The following is a 16,306-nucleotide window of genomic DNA, read 5'->3' as shown; positions in this document are numbered from 1 at the left end:
GCCCGTTCCCGGCTTGATCCCTTCTGCGCGCAGAAAGCCTTTGACCTGGTCGAGGTCTTCCTGAGTCTTCAGAGGGGCACAGGGCTCCAGTCGTACGAGGTGATCGGGGTGGGGTTCTCGGGAGGACCATCACTGGAGACGGTCCATGATGAAAACCCCGCCTGGCTGGGCGCTTGCCGCAGACAGACGGGGTGAAGAGCGGAGGCGGGGGATTTGAACCCCCGATCCCCGGTTAAGGGATCCTTCATTAGCAGTGAAGTCCGTTCGGCCGCTCCGGCACGCCTCCTTCGCATCAGGCGCCGGTCTCCCGGCATCCGTGCCTATCCAGGGTAGCGGTCGTGACCCCATGGAGCAAAGCACGCCCCTTCCCGCACTAAGGTGGTGCCCTGTGACTGAGTACGCGATCGCCGTCGTCGGGGCAGGACCCCGCGGGACCTCCTTCCTGGAGCGTCTCCTCGCCCGCGTCGAGAGCACGGGGCTGCCCGCCCGCGGCCTGCGCGTCGTCGTGGCGGATCCTGCGCCCCACGGGGCAGGCAGAGTGTGGGATCCCGCTCAGTCCCCCTCTACCTCATGAACACCCCGGCAGCCTTTCCCACCGCGGCGCCCGTCGCAGGAACCCAGGAGAGGCTGGCCGCCTCCTCATGCTCGGCCAGCTTTCTGCAGTGGTGGACCCAGCACGGGGCAGACCACGACGTCAGAGACGCAGCGGCACATGGTTTCCTCCCGCAGCGAATACGGGCAGTACCTGACGTGGCTGCACCACCGCGTCGTCGAAGCTCTCGAAGGAGCTTAAGCGTCACCGTCGACCGCGTGCACCAGCGCATCCTCAGCCTCGCCTGCGAAGCCCCAGCACGCGCCGTCACCCTCCAGCTGCAGGACCGCCTCGACACGGTGGACGCAGCCGTTCTCAGCCTCGGCCACGTGCCCGCCGACCTCAGCGCAGACCCGATGCGGGCCGCGCTCGCCGATGCCGCGTCCGGCCATGGGCTCCACTATCAGCCGTTAAGCGATCCCCACCGACGTGGATCTGGACGCGCTCCCAGCCGCCGCCCCCATTCTGGTGCGAGGCATGGGGCTGAACTTCTTCGACCTCATGATCGCCGTCACCGTCGGGCGGGGAGGCCGGTTCCGCACCCGCCCGGGCGCCGCTCCGGGCCAGCAGCTGGAGTACATCGCCTCCGGGAGGAGCCGCGCCTCATCGCCGGTGCGCGGCGAGGAACCCCATACCGGTCCAAGACCACGGCCCCGGGATTTCTGCCTGAGGGCACGGCGCTGACCCATTTCAGCCCAGAGGCCGTGCGCGGACTGGCCCAGCAGCACGGACCACTCGACTTCGAAGAGCACCTGCTTCCGCTGATCATGGCCGACGTCCAGGCCACCTACAGCTCCTTCGGCGGGGCGGGCACCTTCGACCCCAGGGCCTACGCAGCCCCTTCCACGGTCGTCGATTCTCCGACCGGGACGAGCACCGCGCCGCCGTGCTCGACTGGCTGGAGCAGGACGCCGCCTCCTCGGCGGCCGCCGAGGGATCCCCGAGAAGCTTGCTGTGAAGACGCTCCACGCTGCGCGGTTCGCGCTCAAGGCGGTGCTCACGGAGGGCCTCGTCGACGAAGCCAGCCGGACCGCGCAGATCGAGCCGTGGTTCGAGCCCCTCTCCGAAGGCCTCGCGTCCGGCGCCCCCGTCCAGCGGACCGAGGAGATGGCGGCCCTGGTACGGGCAGGCCTCATCGAGGTGCTCGGTCCCAGCCCGATCTTCGCCGTGGACTCCTCCGCCGGGCTGTTCGCAGCCCGATCCCCGCAGGTGCCCGACGTGCAGCACACCGCCTCGCACCTGATCGAAGCGATGATGCCGCCCAACCGTGTGGGACAGGCGGATGAGCCCTTGATCCGGACGCTGCTGCGCAGCGGAGAAGCGCGGCCCGCCGTGCTGGCAGGTGCCGAGCACAAGGGCTTCGACGTCAGCCCCAGCCCCCATCGCCTTCTGAGCACCGTGGCGAGGTCCAGCCGATCCACGTCCTCGGCCTGCAGCTGTCCTCCGCCCAGTGGGGCACGGCCATCGCTGCCGAGGCCGGAGGCGACCCGCGCACCACGGCGAGCACTCTGGCCGACGCAGAGGCTGCGGCTGCTCACGTGATGGACCTCGCGCACCGCACTTGAATGTCGCCGCCTGGTTCCGGCACACTTGGGACAAGGTCAAGAGTGCCAGCGTCAAACCCCGGTTTGCTGGTAAGCAACCCTCCAGTTCGCGGTGGGGTGCCCCGGGTGATGACCTGGCCGACCCCTAGGCCGGGGTAAGCAAGCGCGGACCTTTCCAGCGCGCTCTGCCTCGATCGGCAGACTGCGCAGGAGCAGGTCTAAAGGACACACGAGGAACCTTCATGACCGAATTCGAAACACGGCTGCTGCAGGCTGCCGCTGACACCGACGCCCCCACTCCCGCACTCGAGCAGACGCTCGCCGCGCTGGAATCCGGCCACCAGGCGCGCGCCGTCGCGCACGGGCCCGACGCCCTGGCACTTGCCGTGCTGCACGTCGCCGAGCCCGGCACCAGCGTCCTGGTGACCCCATCGATGTTCGCCGGGAACCGGAGACCTTCGTCGAGCTCCTGCCCCGCTACGGCGTCGACGCCGAGGTGGTCGAAGATCCCGACGACGCCGCCTCCTGGGCCGCCCACCTGAGTCCCAGCACAGCTGCGCTGCTTGGAGAGACCATCGCCGACCCGCGGGGCGACGTTTTCGCCTTCGCCGAGATCTCGGAGCTCGCCCGTCAGGCCGACGCGGCACTGATCATCGACAACACCCTCGCCACCCCCCCTTCCTGGCCAGACCGGTGGAGCAGGGCGCGGATCTTGTGGTGCACACCAGCCTCGATCTGCTCGCCGGACGCGGCGGCCAGGCCGGAGGCGTGATCGTCGACGCTTAAGCACAGTGGAGCCCGCTGCGCGGAGCAGCTCACACGCGCACCGGTAGGCTACCCGCAGCAGGTGCGGCTGCCCGACGTGGTCGCCGAGCAGGTGATCCGAGGGCTCGAATCCCTGGCAGCGCGCGTCCGCCAGCAGAATGAGACCGCCCAGCGGATCGCCGAGCACCTTCAGGGCCGTCCGGGTGCACCGTGCCTACTACGCCGGACTGGAGACCAGCCCCTGCGCGGAGCGCGCCGGGACTACCTGCCTGCCGGCGTCGGCGCGGCGCTGGCCTTCGAGGTCAGGGCAGGCCGAAGCGCGCAGGCGCAGCACGAGGCCGCTCAAGAGCTTGTGCGAGCGCTGCGGGTGTTCTCCCGGCGCGGGAGCACCGGCGGCATCCGTGCCCTGGCCGACCATCCTGCAGGCTCCACCCACGCTCGCCTCGCCGACCATGAGCGGGATGCCGCTGGGATTCGGCCGGGCATGGTGCGGCTGTTCGTGGGCCTGGAGCATGCTGATGACCTGATCGCGGACCTCGACGCATCGCTGGAAGCGTGTGCAGTCGCCGATGACGCGTACGCCGCGTCGGGAGCCCTGGCCTAAGGTGTTGATGTGCTGACCCAGAACTCTGCCGGCGCTGCGCCCGGCCGCGGCGCAGGATCGCCGGCTGCCCCTCTGGCCAACGACTACGGCCACCACCGGCCCGGCGCGCTGAGCGCCGCCGAGGTCGGCGCCTACGACTTCGAGACCGGCGGGCACCTGCCCGAGGTGACCCTGGCCTACGAGACCTGGGGACCCTCAACGCGGCAGGCGACAATGCTGTGCTCGTCGCTCACGCCCTCACGGGGACTCCCACGTGGCGTCGACGCGCCAGGACCCGGAAGCAGGCTGGTGGCAGTCGCTCGTGGGACCCGGTCGGCCGATCGATACGCGCACATGGTTCGTGGTCGCCCCGGCGATGGTCGGCGGGTGCTACGGCTCGACCGGCCCCGGCTCACCGGACAGCACCGGGGTGCCGTGGGGCTCCAGATTTCCCTTTGTGACGATCCGCGACTCTGTGCATCTCGAGCGCCGCCTGCTGGAGCAGCTCGGAGTGTCGCGGCTGCATGCGGTCATCGGGGGCTCAATGGGAGGCGCCCGGGCGCTCGAATGGGCTGCGACCTGCCCCGACCTGGTCGACGGGGTGGGGGTCTTCGCGTGCGGCGCAGCCTCGACGGCGGAGCAGATCGCCTTCGGGCAGACGCAGGTCCTTGCCATCCGCAACGACCGGCACTTCCACGGAGGCGACTACTACGCCGGGCCCCGTCCGGAGGCAGGGCTGCAGCTGGCACGCCGCATCGCGCACATCACCTACCGCACCGGCCCTGACCTGCATGAACGCTTCGGGCGCACCCGCCAGGGCGCGGAGGACCCGTTCGGCTCCCCGCGGAGCCTCTCGCGGGCGGGCCGCTACCAGGTGGAGTCCTATATGGACTATCACGGTCGGAAGCTCTCCGACCGCTTCGACCCCAACGCCTACCTGACGCTGGCCGAGGCGCTCATCAGCCACGACGTGGGCCGTGGCAGGAGGCGCCAGAGCCGCACTGGCGGGCGTCCGGGCCCGCGCCTTCGTCGTCGCCGTCGACTCTGACCGGCTCTACTACCCCAGCGAGTCCCACGAGCTGGCCGATATGCTGCCCGGCGCAGACGGGGCCCACGTCATCTCATCGCCCATCGGCCACGACGGCTTCCTCACCAGCCCCGAGCAGCTGGGCGCAGAGCTGCGTGAGGCTCTCGCCCTCTGACCCGGAGACCATCCGGAGCACGGTCTGAGACCCTCGTCCCTGTGAAGTAAGGTGGCCCACATGACTGACAAGAGCTCGAAGCCCGAGCGCGGCAAGGCATCAGCCCCGTCGCGATGGGCGGCATGGCAACCGGCGCGATTCCGGTGGTGCCCCGAAAGAAGAGCAGCGCCGCACACCCGATTCCGCTGACGACAAGCAGGACTGAACCGGCCTTGCGGCCGCAGGAGGTGGCGTGAGGCTCAGCGAATTCAACGACGCGTCGGCCGATCAGGCGGCGAGGTGCTGAGCACGTGCGCGCCTGTCGCATCGTGGAGAGCGGGCCTGCTGGCCCGCCTACTCTACGCATCGTTCGACGAGCTGAGCCGCACCGCCGCCGACCTGGCAGAAGATTGGACGGACCAGGAGGTGGACGCCGCCCTGGCGCACCACCCCGCATCGGCGAGAAGGTCTCAGGAGATGACGCCGAGGCTGCCGCCTCACGTCGGGAGCAGGGCGAGCTCACGGCGGATGAGCAGGCCCGCATCGACTGGATCGAAGCCAACCGGCAGTACGAAGCACGGTTCGACCGCATCTTCCTGATCCGCGCCAAGGGCCGCAGCTCAGAGGAGATGCTCGAACATCTGCAGCGTCGGCTCTCGCACGACGCCGAGACGGAGAACGAGGTCAGGCGTCAGCAGCTCGCCGAGATCGCGCTGCTGCGGCTCGAAGAGTCGCTCCGCAGCTAGAGAGCCCACCCGGCAGCGCACGTGCCGCCCAGCGGCACGCTGAGCGCCTGCGTTGCATAGCTGAAACACACGTTTCATAGAGTGAGCCCATGAGCCTCATCACGACTCACGTATTGGACAGCTCCACCGGATCCCCGGCCCGCGGAATCGCCGTGTCCCTGACGGATGCGACAGGCGAACAGCTCGGCGCGGGCGTCACCGACGCCGACGGACGCGTCAGCCAGCTGGGGCCGGAGGCACTCGACCCAGGCACGTACCGGCTGCGCTTCATCACAGGGGAGTACTTCGCGTCCCGGAATCAGGAGACCTTCTTTCCCGAAGTTCTCATCGCCTTCGAAGTCAGCGATGCCGCGCACTATCACGTGCCCCTGCTGCTGAGCCCCTTCGCCTATTCGACGTATCGCGGCAGCTGACCCCGCCCGTCCACCTCCCTCCCAGCCACCAGGAGCCTCGATGTCAGATTTCGTCAGCCGCAGCGACATAGTGCTGGGCCCCAACCAGTACGGCAAAGCCGAGGTGCGGGTGGTCCGGGTCAGCCGAGAGGCCGACACCCACACCCTCCAGGACCTCAACGTCACCAGCTTCCTCCGCGGCGACTACCAGCGCTGCTACACCGAGGGCGACAACACCAGCGTCATCGCCACCGATACGCAGAAGAACACGGTGTACGCCTTCGCAAAGAAGTACGGCATCGTCACGCCGGAGCAGTTCCTCCACACTCTGGGCCAGCACTTCGTGGACGCACCGCAGGTGGAAGGGGGCCGCTGGACGGCGGACTCCTACCCGTGGGAGCGGATCAGCGTTCGGGGCGAGCCCCATCCGCACAGCTTCGTACGCTCCAAGCAGGAGGTGCGCACCGCGGCCGTCACCATCCAGGACGGCGACGCCCACATTCTGACCGGGTTCAAGGACCTCACCGTGCTGAAGTCCACAGGCAGTGAGTTCCACGGGTTCCCCGCGACGAGTACACCACCCTGCCGGAGGTCACCGATCGGATCATGGCCACCGACATCACCGCCCGGTGGCTCTACGCATCCGACATCAGCCTCAGCAGCTTCGACTTCGACGACGCATATGAGAGGGCCAAGCAGCAGGTGCTCGAGCAGTTCGCCCTGGTTCACTCCCTGTCTCTTCAGCAGACGCTCTACGCGGCGGGAAGGCGGTGCTCGAGGCAGTTCCGGAGATCGAGGACATTCGGTTCGAGATGCCCAACAACCACCACTACGCCGTGAACCTCGAACCTTTCGGCCTCGAGAATCCCAATGAGGTGTTCGAGGCCGGTGTTCTCCCTACGGGCTGATGAACGCCTCGGTGACGCGGGCCTCAGCGCCTCACCGGCCCGCGGCCTGGGAGTGGATCGGCGGGTTCTGCTGACATGGGACGTGAACACGCCGTCAACATGTCCGAAACCTATTCTCATTAGGCTCCGCTCATGACTGTCCGCCACCTGGTCGCCGAACAGGTCCTCCTCGACGGAGAGCTGGTCCCGGCCCACATTGAGATCGCACCCGACGGCACCGCTGCCCGGATCACCCGTCTGCAGCCCGGCGACGCCGCCTCACGCGCGGCGCGCGTTCGCGAAGGCGGCCCTGAGGCTGCCGGGGCTGATCAGCCTCAGGGAGCGGGTGCAGGTGCTCCCCGGCAACGTGGACACCCACGTCCACATCAACGAGCCCGGACGCACCCACTGGGAAGGCTTCGCCACAGGAACCATGGCAGCCGCTCTGGGCGGAGTCACAGCACTCGTGGACATGCCGCTCAACGCGATCCCGCCCACGGTCGACGTCGAATCCCTGAGGATCAAGCAGGAGGCGGCGGCCTCGCAGATCTACGTGGACACCGGGTTCTGGGGCGGCATCGTCCCCGGAAACACTGCCGAGCTGAAGCCGCTGCATGAGGCGGGGCCTTCGGGTTCAAGTGCTTCCTGCTGGATTCCGGCGTCGAAGAGTTCCCTCCTGTATCTCCGGGGCAGCTGCGCGAGGCGATGACGGAGGTCCGCTCGTTCGGCGGGCTGGTGATCGTCCACGCGGAGGATGCCAGGACGATCAAGACCGCGACCGAAGCCGTCATGAGTTAGCGTCCTTCGCCGGTCCGCAGGATGACCGGGTACGCCGACTGGGCCAGCACCCGCCCCCACGAGGCAGAGACCACCGCCGTCGAGGGGCTGATCGATGCGGTCCGCGAGACCGGCTGCCGCACGCACATCCTCCACCTGGCCTCGGCAGCGGCTCGATGTGATCAAGGCCGCCCGGGACGAAGGTCTGCCCCTGACGGTGGAGACGTGCCCCACTACCTCTGCTTCGAGGCCGAGGCGATTCCTGACGGTGCTGCTGAATTCAAGTGCTGCCCGCCGATCCGCGATGCGGGCAACCGGGACGCCCTGTGGCAGGGGCTGCAGGAGGGCCTGATCGACATGGTCGTCTCCGACCACTCGCCCGCCACCCGTGAGGAGAAGTATCGCGGAGCCCCTGACCTCACACAGGCCTGGGGAGGGATCTCGGGCCTGCAGGTCGGCTTCGCGGCGGTGGCCGATGAGGCGCGTCGTCGCGGCATCGGGATCGAGCAGGTCAGCCGGTGGATGTCCTCCAGCACCGCAGAGCTGGTGGGTCTGGACCGCAAGGGCAGCATCGCGGTGGGCAAGGATGCTGACTTCCTGATCTATGACCCCGAGCAGACCCACGTGGTCGCAGCGTCCGAGCTGGCGCACAAGAACCCGATCACCGCGTACGCCGGCCGAGAGATCCGAGGAGCCGTGGTGGGCACCATCCTCCGCGGCCGGGAAGTCCTCAGCCCCCAGAACACCTCCACGGCCCTGGCTCGTGCGGGCCAGTTCCTCCTCAGCGCAGGGGCAGCCGATGGGATCGGCGCGGCGGCGCTCAGCGTGCGAGCGGCGGAGGTCTCGTGAGCGCCGAGCCCGTGCCGCGCCGCTCCTCGGTGCAGTCCGTGGACAGGGCCCTGCAGATCCTGGAGGTCATCGCGTCGCAGGGCGGCTCGGCGACGCTCTCGGAGCTGGCGAGCAGAACCTCGCTGTTTAGCCGCCACGACGCATCGGCTGCTGAAGACGATGACGGCGAAGGGCTATGCGGTCCAGCTGCGCAACCGAAGCTACGGCCTGGGTGAGAAGCTGGTGCCGCTCGGAGAGGCGGCGGCCCGGCGCAGGGGCCGCTAGAAGGAGATCACACTGATGTCACGCGAAGGGCTCCGCGTCATGTCAGTCGGCTGAAACCCTCCGTCTTCTTGGCGGAGCACGACCAGCACAACATCATCGGGCTCCAGGACTGTGCTGCCTGTTGCGGTGGACCACGCTCCAGATTTTCGAACCGCGGTGATGGTCACCCCATGCTTCGCACTGGTGTTCAGCGTCTCCAGCGGTCTGCCCACCAGGGCAGCAGGAGGGTGAGTCTTGGCCAGGGCAAAGTCGTCGTCGACCAGCACGTAGTCCTCGAGGCTTCCCTGACCATGTGCGCCACTCGCCGCCCCATGTCCTGCTCCGGAAATACGATGTGTCGGACGTGCAGCTGCTTGAGGATGTCTCGGTGGGCGTCGCTTGTGGCTTTGGCCCAGACTTCGCGCACGCCGAACCGCAGCAGCAGTGAGGTGATGAGGATGCTCGCTTCGAGGCGTCCGGACACCGCTACCACTGCGTGGTCGAATTCATGGACTGAGAGCTGACGCAGGACAGCCTCCTGCGTTCCGTCTGCGGTCACCACGTGGGTGAGTCGGCCATTGAGCGACTGGACGATCTCTTCACGATTGTCGATGCCGAGCACCTGCGTGCCGTGCTCCATCAGTTCTAGGGATAGGGCTCGGCCGAAACGCCCCAGGCCGATCACGGCCACCGCATCGGGAGCGGCAACATCGGCCGGGTTGGTGCCGCCGAAGAGTTTGAAGCTAGCCAATGATGGGCCTTTCCTTAGGAAGTTCGTAGTTCAGGTGACGCTCTCGGAGGGCCAGTATGGAAGCGAACGTGATGGGGCCGATTCTGCTTACCAGCATCAGCAGGACCAGGAGGATCTGGCCCAGAGCGGGAAGATCCGCAGTGATGCCGGTGGACAGTCCAACCGTCGAGAAGGCGGAGAACACCTCAAAGAGCACCTGGTCCAGGGGCAGCTGAGATGCGTGCATGATGATCCCCGTGCACCCCGTGATCAGCATCAGGGCGAGCATGACGACGGTGATTGCTTGGCGATGCACCGCTCGGGAGAGGCGTTTGCCGAAGACGTTCACCGCCGCATCTCCGCGGACTTCGGAGATGATGATGAAGATGAGGACCCCGATGGTGGTGATCTTGATCCCTCCTGCTGTGCCCGCGGGTCCGCCGCCGATGAACATCAGAAGGTCGATGCCGAGCCAGGTCGTGCTTCCCATCTCGCCGATATCGACGCTGTTGAATCCAGCTGTCCTGGTCTGCACAGATTGGAAGAATCCGGCAAGCAGCCTGTCGGGCCAGCTGAGAGGTCCCAAAGTCTGAGGGTTGGACCACTCCAGCACGGTGATGAGGGCTGTGCCCAGAACGAGCAGCACCGCGGTTCCCACGACAACGAGGCGCGTGTGCATGGTCCAGAGGCGCGGAGTGCGGAAGTGCTTGCGCAGCTGCACGAGGACCGGAAAGCCGAGGCCCCGAGTATGATCGCTGCCGCCATAGGGAGGCAGATTGCGGGATCCGAGACGAAGCCCATCATGGAGTCGCTGAAGAGCGCGAACCCTGCATTGTTGAAAGCTGACACAGCGTGGAACACACCGAGCCAGAGGGCTTCGCCGAAGGCTTCCTCATACGTGAGCCAGAAGCGCAGGGTGAGAATGATCGCCAGGACTGCTTCGATCGTCAGCGAGACCTTCACAATGCCCGTCACCACTGAGCGGATGTCTTCAAGGCCGGGACTTTTGGACTCGGCGGCTGCGACGAGCTTCGTCCGCAGCGACAGCTTCCTCAGCACCGCCAGCCCCACGAGGGTTGCGAACGTCATTACTCGAGTCCGCCCAGTTGGATCAGCACGAGGATCACTGCCTGGCCGAAGCCGGACCAGTACGTCGGTGTGTCCTCAACAATGAGTCCGGTGACGCAGACTGCTGAAGCGGAGGTGAACAGAGCGGTGACGAAGCCCGCACTCGGTCCGCCCGCGGTGGCTGCGGGGAGCATGAGCAGGCCAGCTCCGCCGCCGATGACGGCAAGGAATCCCAGAAGGATGGTGTGAGCTACCGCAGCTTCCAGCTCCTTGGTGGCACCCCGCGCGAGGGGGCGTGTGTTGGCACGTCCTAGAGCGTAGACCTCCGTTGAGAGGTCGGCAACAGCAGCGGGCGCCACCGGCGATGCTGCCTTGAGCACCGCCGGTGAGAGTCAGCGAGTCCCGTCGCTCAGCGCCAGGGCGATCCGGTCCTTCGAGAACGGCGTCTCGGTCAGCCGGATGCCGACCGCGTCGCGGATTGCGTTGCCCAGCGCCGGGGCCACGGGGTTGAAGGGAGACTCCGACATGGACTTCGCGCCCAGGGGCCCCACCGCATCCTCGGAGACGGCGAAGTGCACCTCGGTGGCCGGCAGGTCCGCCATCTGGGGCACGTGGTAGCTGCGCAGGATGTCCGTCTCGATGCGGCCGGTGCTGTCCACACGGACCTCCTCGAAGAGGGCTGCCCTGATGGCCTGCGCCGCGCCTCCTTCGACCTGGCCGCGCGCCTGAGCTTCGTTGAGGACCACGCCGGCGTCAGCGGCCTGCACCGACTGCAGGATGACCAGGGTCCCGGAGCGCCGGTCGACGGCCACGCGGAAGCCGTGCACATTGAACGCTGCGGTCCGGGGCGTCCCGTCCCAGGACCCCGTTCCGACGGCTGAGGACGGGTCCTCGCCGGAGTCGAGCTTCGCGCGCAGATCCAGGGCTGCGGCGTGGGCCGCTTTGACCCCGACGGTGATGCCGGTCGAGGCGAAGGCGCCGGTGTCATGGCCGAGCAGGTCGGTGTCCGACTGTCGCAGCCGCACACGATCAGCGGAGGTGCCCAGGGCCTGGGCCACCACCTGCCGGTGCACGGTCGAGGTGCCGTTCCCAAACTCCGCGGTCCCGACGTGCAGCTCGTAGGCGTCAGGGCCGGTCGCGCGCACCTGGGCGGAGGAGTGGTGCCTGTTGGGGGCGCGGTGTCGATCATCGACACCGCTGTGCCGGTTCCCAGGGCCCAGTCGCCCCACGGTTCGCCGACGGTCAAGGCGTGCCTCTCCTCGGTGAGGCACTGTTCGCACTGTGCGATCTCCGCCTCGGTCAGCGTCCCTGTGCGCAGGCGGTCGGAGAGGATCTCCACGCACTGGTGCAGGCCGCGGGCGTCGACCTCCACGTCGTCCTCGAGCTCTCCCTCTCCCGAGCCGAAGAGCTTCTCCCGTGCTGAATGATGTTGGCGGCCTTGAAGCTCAGCGGGTCGATCCCGGCCCGGCGGGCCAGCTCATCCATGGTGCAGTCCACCGCGAACAGCGTCTGGCTCAGCCCGTACCCGCGGAATGCGCCGGAGGGCGGGTTGTTGGTGTAGACGACCTGCGCGCTGACGTGCTTGTTCGCGGTCGAGTAGATCTGCATCGACTCGTGCACGGAGTGGAACATGACTCCCGGCCCGTGGTTGCCGTATGCGCCGGTGTCGGAGAGCACCTGCAGCGTCTGGGCGGTCAGCCTACCTGAGGAGTCTGCGGCTGCGGCTGAGGTCATCCGGTAGGGGTGGCGGGTGGTGGTGGCCGTCAGCGCCTCCGTGCGAGTGAGCTCGAGCGACACCGGCTTGCGGATGCCTCGCGCGGCCAGCCGCTGGAGGATGAGCACGACGATGTCTTCGGTGAGCACCTCCTGCTTGGAGCCGAACCCGCCTCCCACGCGCGGCGCGAAGACCCTCAGCTGGTCCGGCTGCAGCCCGAAGATCCGGCAGAGGGAACGACGTGCCAGGAAGGGCACCTGCGTCGATGAGCGAAGCAGGAGTCGGCCGTCCTCGTCGATCCACCCCAGGGTTCCGTGCGTCTCGAGGGCCACGTGGCTGGTGCGGTGGGTGCGAAAGTCCAAGCTGACCGCATGCGCCGCGGATGCCAGCGCACCCTCGGCGTTGCCCTCCGCAGCCTCCATCTCGGCGATGAGATTGCGATCAGGGTAATTGATGGGGAAATAGCCGCTGCCGACGGCATCGGTGCGCTCCGAGCCCGGATCAGGATGAAGCGTCGGCGCGTCCGGCGTGAGCGCGTCGGCCGGGTCGAACACTGCTGGAAGCGGCTCATAGTCCACGTCGATCAGCCGTGCGGCTCGCTCCGCCTCGGCGCGCGATTCCGCCACCACGGCGGCCACTCGCTGGCCGATATGACGAACCGTCCGATCCAGCACTCGTGTGTCCGCCGGGTCGTCCGAGACCAGCTCGTGCTGCGCGGATGAGTAGAAGGAGTCCGGGGCGTCCTCATGGGTCAGCACAGCGACGACCCCGGGCTGGGCGAGTGCCTGCTCAGCGTCGATCCCGCGGATTCGAGCATGGGCGTGGGGCGACCGGACCAGAACCGCGTGGAGCGGCGGCTCCGTGGGGAAGTCTTCGGCACCGTCGTCCGACGCTGGTGCGTCCATCGAATAGTCCTGGGTCCCTGTCACCACCCGAGGTCCGGCCGGTGGGATGGGGCTCTGACCGGGGCTCTGGTCCTCGGTGGCGCGAGGCCTGCCCGCGAGGGCGTCCTTGATGGAGCAGTAGCCGGTGCACCGGCACAGGTTGCCTTTGAACCTGCGGTCCTGCTGCTCCTGGCTGTCATCTCCGTAGGGGAGTCCTCGGCGGCGGCGGTCATCACGAACCCTGCTGTGCAGTAGCCGCACTGGAAGCCGTGCGATTCCAGAAAATCGCGCTGGGTGGGGTGCAGCTTTTCGCGCAGCGCCGCGAACTCCGCCGTTCCGTGGTGGGCGGCGGCATGATGGGAGGCCTCGGGGCGAGGCCGCGCAGGGTGGTCACGGTGCGGTAGGCTGCGCGCTGGGCGGCGTGATGCAGGAGTGAACCGCCCTGCCGTCCAGGTGCACGGTGCATGCTCCGCAGTCGCCGCGTCGCAGCCGCGCTTCACCGCGTGGGCGCCGACATCGCGCAGCCAGGTGCGCAGGCACTGGCTTGCGGAGGGGTCGAAGCTGTGCTCGTGCCCATCCACGGTGATGCTGTCGGAGGGTGCCGCGGCAGCAGCCGCACGCGATGGGGCGGGCAGCGCTCCCGGGTGCGGCTCGTCAGCGGGCTCGCGCGTGGCGAGCACATCCGCGACGAGGTCCGCTGCCAGCCGGTGGGTGGTCTGACGGCGCCACCGGGGATCCCCGTGCACGTCGTCGAGCCACATGCGGTCTGGGACGGCGGCCTCGATCGCGCTGGAGACGCTCGCGGGATCGGAGAGCATCAGAATCACCGGTCGGAGAGTGGACGCGGTGATCGTCAGCCGCACGCCCTGCGCGGTCCGGGAGGCGATCAGCAGAGCCGCGGAGCGTCCGTAGCGGGTCAGGGACTCCCGGGCCATCGCACTGGGCCGGGCGAGTGCATGCTCGTGGATGAAGAACGCCCGGATCAGGTCGGCGTCGGCAAGATCCGTTCGGCCGTCCCCGGTGACGAGATCCGCGACCTTCACGGTCCGCTGTGCGCCCCGGGGAGAGGATCAGCGCGTCGGCATCCATACCGGCCAACCAGGAGGTCATGCGGCCCTGCGGGCAGGGCGGAGGCGACGTTGCCGCCGACGGTCGAGAGCGTCCACACCTTCCAGGAGGCCACGAAGGCCTCCGCTGCGGGACGCATGAGGTCCAGACCGGGCAGAGAGTCGACGTGCGCCCCTGACGGGCCGCCGCGTCGCGGCCGGAGAAGAACTCGGCGACAGTGCAGGTCGCCCTGATCTCGAGGCCGCGGAATGCGTGCTCGTCGTCTCCGGCATGCCACCGCAGCGCGTCCCACCCGCACCCGTGCAGATCCAGAAGGCGCTGGGGCCGTGGGCGTATTGGGGCCGGTCCTCCCGTCGTATCCGTACGAGTAGAGGTTCGTGCCGCTTACCAGCCATGCGTCTCCGGGGCGAAGAGGTCCGGCTCTGAGGTGCGCAGCAGCTCTCTCACACTGGTCATATCCACAGCGGCGGCCTCCTCAGGACGGGGGAGCAGGGGCGAATGAAACGTTCGTATCGTTGCGGATTCAGCATAGGGGCCTGCCGTTACGGCGCGGTTACACGCGCTTACTGCGGCGGGGGCGGAATCTCAGGCTTAACGCGGATGTAACAGCGAGGAGAGTGTTCTGAAACAAGCGTTTCATAGCGTGGCCGTCATGTTCGCCGTTGAAACACTGATCACCAACGCCTACCTGGTGCTTGAAGCATCGAGCGAGGTGCCCCCAGACGCAGGCCTCGAGATGACGCAGGTCCAGGCTGCCCACGATGCTGGCCGTGAGATCGACGGCGGTGGATCGCGCTCGACCAGGACGCGTGCACAGCGTCGGTGCCGCTGCGGACCCGCAGCCGCAGGCGCAGCGCACAGTCGATGCGCAGGGCAGGCTGATCACCCAGGCCTGATCAACACCCATCACCACATGTACCAGAACCTCACCCGGGCCTATGCGCCTGCGGTCAACGGCAGCCTTTTCCAGTGGCTCACCACGCTGTACCCCAAATGGGCTGCTCTGGACCAGGAATCGGTGTACTTCTCCACCTACATCGCTGCCGCTGAGCTGATCCGGGGCGGATGCACCACCAGCTCCGACCACATGTATGTGCACCCGCAGCCGCGGCTCATCGACGCGCAGATCAGGGCCGTCGAAGAGATCGGATTCCGGTTCATGGCCAACCGGGGCTCCATGACCCGCTCCGTGGAGGACGGCGGCCTGCCCCCGGCCTCTGTGGTCCAGGACGAGGAGACCATCCTCGAGGACTCGGAGCGGCTGATTGCGGCGTGGCACGACCCTCCCCGGGAGCGATGACGCGGGTGGCGCTGGCGCCCTGCTCGATGTTCTCCGTGACAGAGGACATCATGCGCGAGACCGCCCTGCTGGCCGAGAAGCACGACGTGAGGCTGCACACCCACCTGGCCGAGGACCGGGATGAGGACACCTACGCCCTCGAGGTCTACGGCCGCCGCCCCGTGGAGTACCTGGAGGACGTCGGATGGGCCACCGACCGCACCTGGGTGGCCCACTACGTGTACGGCTCCCAGGAGGAGTCGCGCCGTCTGGCCGCCGCAGGCGTGAGCGCGACCCAGTGCCCCAGCTCGAACATGATCCTGTGCGGCGACGCCGCGGATGCCAAGACGCTGCGCAGCATGGGCATGAGCATCGGCATCGGCTGCGACGGGTCCGCCTCGGCCGACTCCGCAGACCTGTGGCAGGAGACCCGCGGCGCGATGCTGCTGGGCGGCTCAAGCACGGCCCGGCGCTCTTCTCAGCACGGGATGCGTTGAACATGGCGACCCGCGGCAGCGCTGCCAACCTCGGCTGGGACGACGAGCTGGGCTTAGCTGCGGCCCGGCGACTGCGCCGACCTGGTCGTGTGGGAGTCCGCGCCGCTCACACAGCTGGGCTCCTTCACCGATCCCGTCGAAGGCTGGCTGCGCTCAGGCCCCGCCAGAGCCTGGCACACGTTCATCGGCGGGCGGCACGTCCTCGACTCCGGAGAGCTGCAGCTGGCAGCGCTGGAGGAGAACATCGTCGGCCACACCCGCGCAGCTCGAGCCATGCAGGGCCTCTCCTGAGACCGTCACCCCACCCCATTCACCCGCATTGAAGGAGCACATGATGAGCACCCTCGCCTGACCCTGAAGACCCAGCTGAGCGCCGCCGCACTCGCCTACCTGCTCGCCCTGACCGCCTGCGGCGACGGCGGAGACGACGCCGCAGCCGAGGAGAACGGAGACGGCGGCGAGCAGGACTTCGGCTCCGCAGAGGTGCCGCTGTCCTGGATCATGACC

At 68.0% G+C, this 16,306-nt stretch carries 18 protein-coding genes, 1 tRNA gene, 4 pseudogenes and 1 riboswitch; of the genes and pseudogenes, 15 read left to right on the top strand and 8 right to left on the bottom strand.

All coding sequences use genetic code 11. The features are described 5' to 3' along the window. Positions 1-199: 199 nt before the first annotated feature. A tRNA-Ser gene (locus tag K0H76_RS17560) sits at positions 200-286 on the bottom strand. A gap of 102 nt (positions 287-388) precedes the next feature. Here K0H76_RS17560 and K0H76_RS17555 point away from each other — a divergent pair. Beyond that, entirely contained in the window at positions 389-574 is a 186-nt protein-coding gene (locus tag K0H76_RS17555; RefSeq protein ID WP_258933843.1) for an FAD/NAD(P)-binding protein, read from the top strand. Positions 575-789: 215 nt separating this feature from the next. Here the strand turns inward: K0H76_RS17555 and K0H76_RS17550 are convergent, their stop codons facing one another. Beyond that, positions 790-984: a hypothetical protein gene (locus K0H76_RS17550; RefSeq protein ID WP_258933842.1), complete on the bottom strand. Its 195-nt coding sequence runs from the start codon at positions 982-984 to the stop codon at positions 790-792. A 37-nt stretch (positions 985-1,021) separates the two neighbouring features. Here K0H76_RS17550 and K0H76_RS17545 point away from each other — a divergent pair, with 37 nt between their 5' ends. The 11 genes and pseudogenes from K0H76_RS17545 to K0H76_RS17495 all read left to right on the top strand — a co-directional run bounded on the left by K0H76_RS17545 (position 1,022) and on the right by K0H76_RS17495 (position 8,316). Next, on the top strand, positions 1,022-1,276 hold the full coding sequence (locus tag K0H76_RS17545) for a hypothetical protein (protein WP_258933841.1): 255 nt from the start codon (positions 1,022-1,024) through the stop codon (positions 1,274-1,276). Between the two features lie 270 nt (positions 1,277-1,546). Then, entirely contained in the window at positions 1,547-2,134 is a 588-nt protein-coding gene (locus tag K0H76_RS17540; protein ID WP_258933840.1) for a hypothetical protein, read from the top strand. A gap of 57 nt (positions 2,135-2,191) precedes the next feature. Further along, a riboswitch (SAM riboswitch) is annotated at positions 2,192-2,308 on the top strand. A 70-nt stretch (positions 2,309-2,378) separates the two neighbouring features. Next, positions 2,379-2,678, top strand: a complete 300-nt coding sequence (locus K0H76_RS17535; protein WP_258933839.1) for a PLP-dependent transferase — start codon at positions 2,379-2,381, stop codon at positions 2,676-2,678. 305 nt (positions 2,679-2,983) lie between these two features. Further along, entirely contained in the window at positions 2,984-3,505 is a 522-nt protein-coding gene (locus tag K0H76_RS17530) for a PLP-dependent transferase (protein ID WP_258933838.1), read from the top strand. Between the two features lie 108 nt (positions 3,506-3,613). Then, positions 3,614-4,686 (top strand): annotated as a pseudogene (locus tag K0H76_RS17525) (homoserine O-acetyltransferase). A 60-nt stretch (positions 4,687-4,746) separates the two neighbouring features. Continuing rightward, positions 4,747-4,875, top strand: a complete 129-nt coding sequence (locus K0H76_RS17520; RefSeq protein ID WP_258933837.1) for a hypothetical protein — start codon at positions 4,747-4,749, stop codon at positions 4,873-4,875. Positions 4,876-4,976: 101 nt separating this feature from the next. Then, complete coding sequence (locus K0H76_RS17515) at positions 4,977-5,411, top strand: hypothetical protein (protein WP_258933836.1); 435 nt, start codon at positions 4,977-4,979, stop codon at positions 5,409-5,411. Between the two features lie 89 nt (positions 5,412-5,500). After that, a complete protein-coding gene (gene uraH, locus K0H76_RS17510) occupies positions 5,501-5,824 on the top strand; it encodes a hydroxyisourate hydrolase (protein WP_258933835.1) in 324 nt (107 codons plus the stop codon). Positions 5,825-5,864: 40 nt separating this feature from the next. Next, positions 5,865-6,785 (top strand): annotated as a pseudogene (gene pucL / locus K0H76_RS17505) (urate oxidase). A 257-nt stretch (positions 6,786-7,042) separates the two neighbouring features. Beyond that, a complete protein-coding gene (locus K0H76_RS17500; RefSeq protein WP_258933834.1) occupies positions 7,043-7,399 on the top strand; it encodes an amidohydrolase family protein in 357 nt (118 codons plus the stop codon). 110 nt (positions 7,400-7,509) lie between these two features. Next, positions 7,510-8,316 (top strand): amidohydrolase family protein, encoded by an 807-nt coding sequence (locus tag K0H76_RS17495; protein WP_258933833.1) that lies wholly within the window; start codon positions 7,510-7,512, stop codon positions 8,314-8,316. Between the two features lie 260 nt (positions 8,317-8,576). Here K0H76_RS17495 and K0H76_RS17490 read toward each other — a convergent pair. The 6 genes and pseudogenes from K0H76_RS17490 to K0H76_RS17465 all read right to left on the bottom strand — a co-directional run bounded on the left by K0H76_RS17490 (position 8,577) and on the right by K0H76_RS17465 (position 14,315). Continuing rightward, positions 8,577-9,310, bottom strand: a pseudogene (locus K0H76_RS17490) (TrkA family potassium uptake protein). Beyond that, positions 9,303-10,551: pseudogene (locus K0H76_RS17485) on the bottom strand (TrkH family potassium uptake protein). Before K0H76_RS17485 ends, K0H76_RS17490 begins: the two co-directional pseudogenes overlap by 8 nt. Before the next feature lie 198 nt (positions 10,552-10,749). Then, the gene (locus K0H76_RS17480) at positions 10,750-11,502 is read right to left on the bottom strand and encodes a molybdopterin-dependent oxidoreductase (RefSeq protein ID WP_258933832.1); all 753 of its coding nucleotides are present in this window, start codon (positions 11,500-11,502) and stop codon (positions 10,750-10,752) included. 154 nt (positions 11,503-11,656) lie between these two features. After that, positions 11,657-12,976: a molybdopterin-dependent oxidoreductase gene (locus K0H76_RS17475; RefSeq protein ID WP_258933831.1), complete on the bottom strand. Its 1,320-nt coding sequence runs from the start codon at positions 12,974-12,976 to the stop codon at positions 11,657-11,659. Between the two features lie 20 nt (positions 12,977-12,996). Beyond that, positions 12,997-13,998: a 2Fe-2S iron-sulfur cluster-binding protein gene (locus K0H76_RS17470; RefSeq protein ID WP_258933830.1), complete on the bottom strand. Its 1,002-nt coding sequence runs from the start codon at positions 13,996-13,998 to the stop codon at positions 12,997-12,999. After that, complete coding sequence (locus K0H76_RS17465; protein WP_258933829.1) at positions 13,995-14,315, bottom strand: hypothetical protein; 321 nt, start codon at positions 14,313-14,315, stop codon at positions 13,995-13,997. Before K0H76_RS17465 ends, K0H76_RS17470 begins: the two co-directional genes overlap by 4 nt. Before the next feature lie 360 nt (positions 14,316-14,675). Between K0H76_RS17465 and K0H76_RS17460 the strand changes: the two genes are divergently transcribed. The 3 genes from K0H76_RS17460 (at position 14,676) to K0H76_RS17450 (ending at position 16,090) form a co-directional block, all read left to right on the top strand. Next, positions 14,676-15,323, top strand: a complete 648-nt coding sequence (locus tag K0H76_RS17460) for an amidohydrolase family protein (protein WP_258933828.1) — start codon at positions 14,676-14,678, stop codon at positions 15,321-15,323. Beyond that, positions 15,320-15,799, top strand: a complete 480-nt coding sequence (locus K0H76_RS17455; RefSeq protein WP_258933827.1) for an amidohydrolase family protein — start codon at positions 15,320-15,322, stop codon at positions 15,797-15,799. Before K0H76_RS17460 ends, K0H76_RS17455 begins: the two co-directional genes overlap by 4 nt. Positions 15,800-15,886: 87 nt before the next feature. Further along, entirely contained in the window at positions 15,887-16,090 is a 204-nt protein-coding gene (locus tag K0H76_RS17450) for a hypothetical protein (RefSeq protein ID WP_258933826.1), read from the top strand. Positions 16,091-16,306: the final 216 nt, after the last annotated feature.

It is taken from the genome of Nesterenkonia pannonica, assembly GCF_019575955.1.
Classification (GTDB): Bacteria; Actinomycetota; Actinomycetes; order Actinomycetales; family Micrococcaceae; genus Nesterenkonia; species Nesterenkonia pannonica.
The sequence above is the reverse complement of the archived record's forward strand: the minus strand, read 5'-3'. Positions and strand labels throughout refer to the sequence as shown.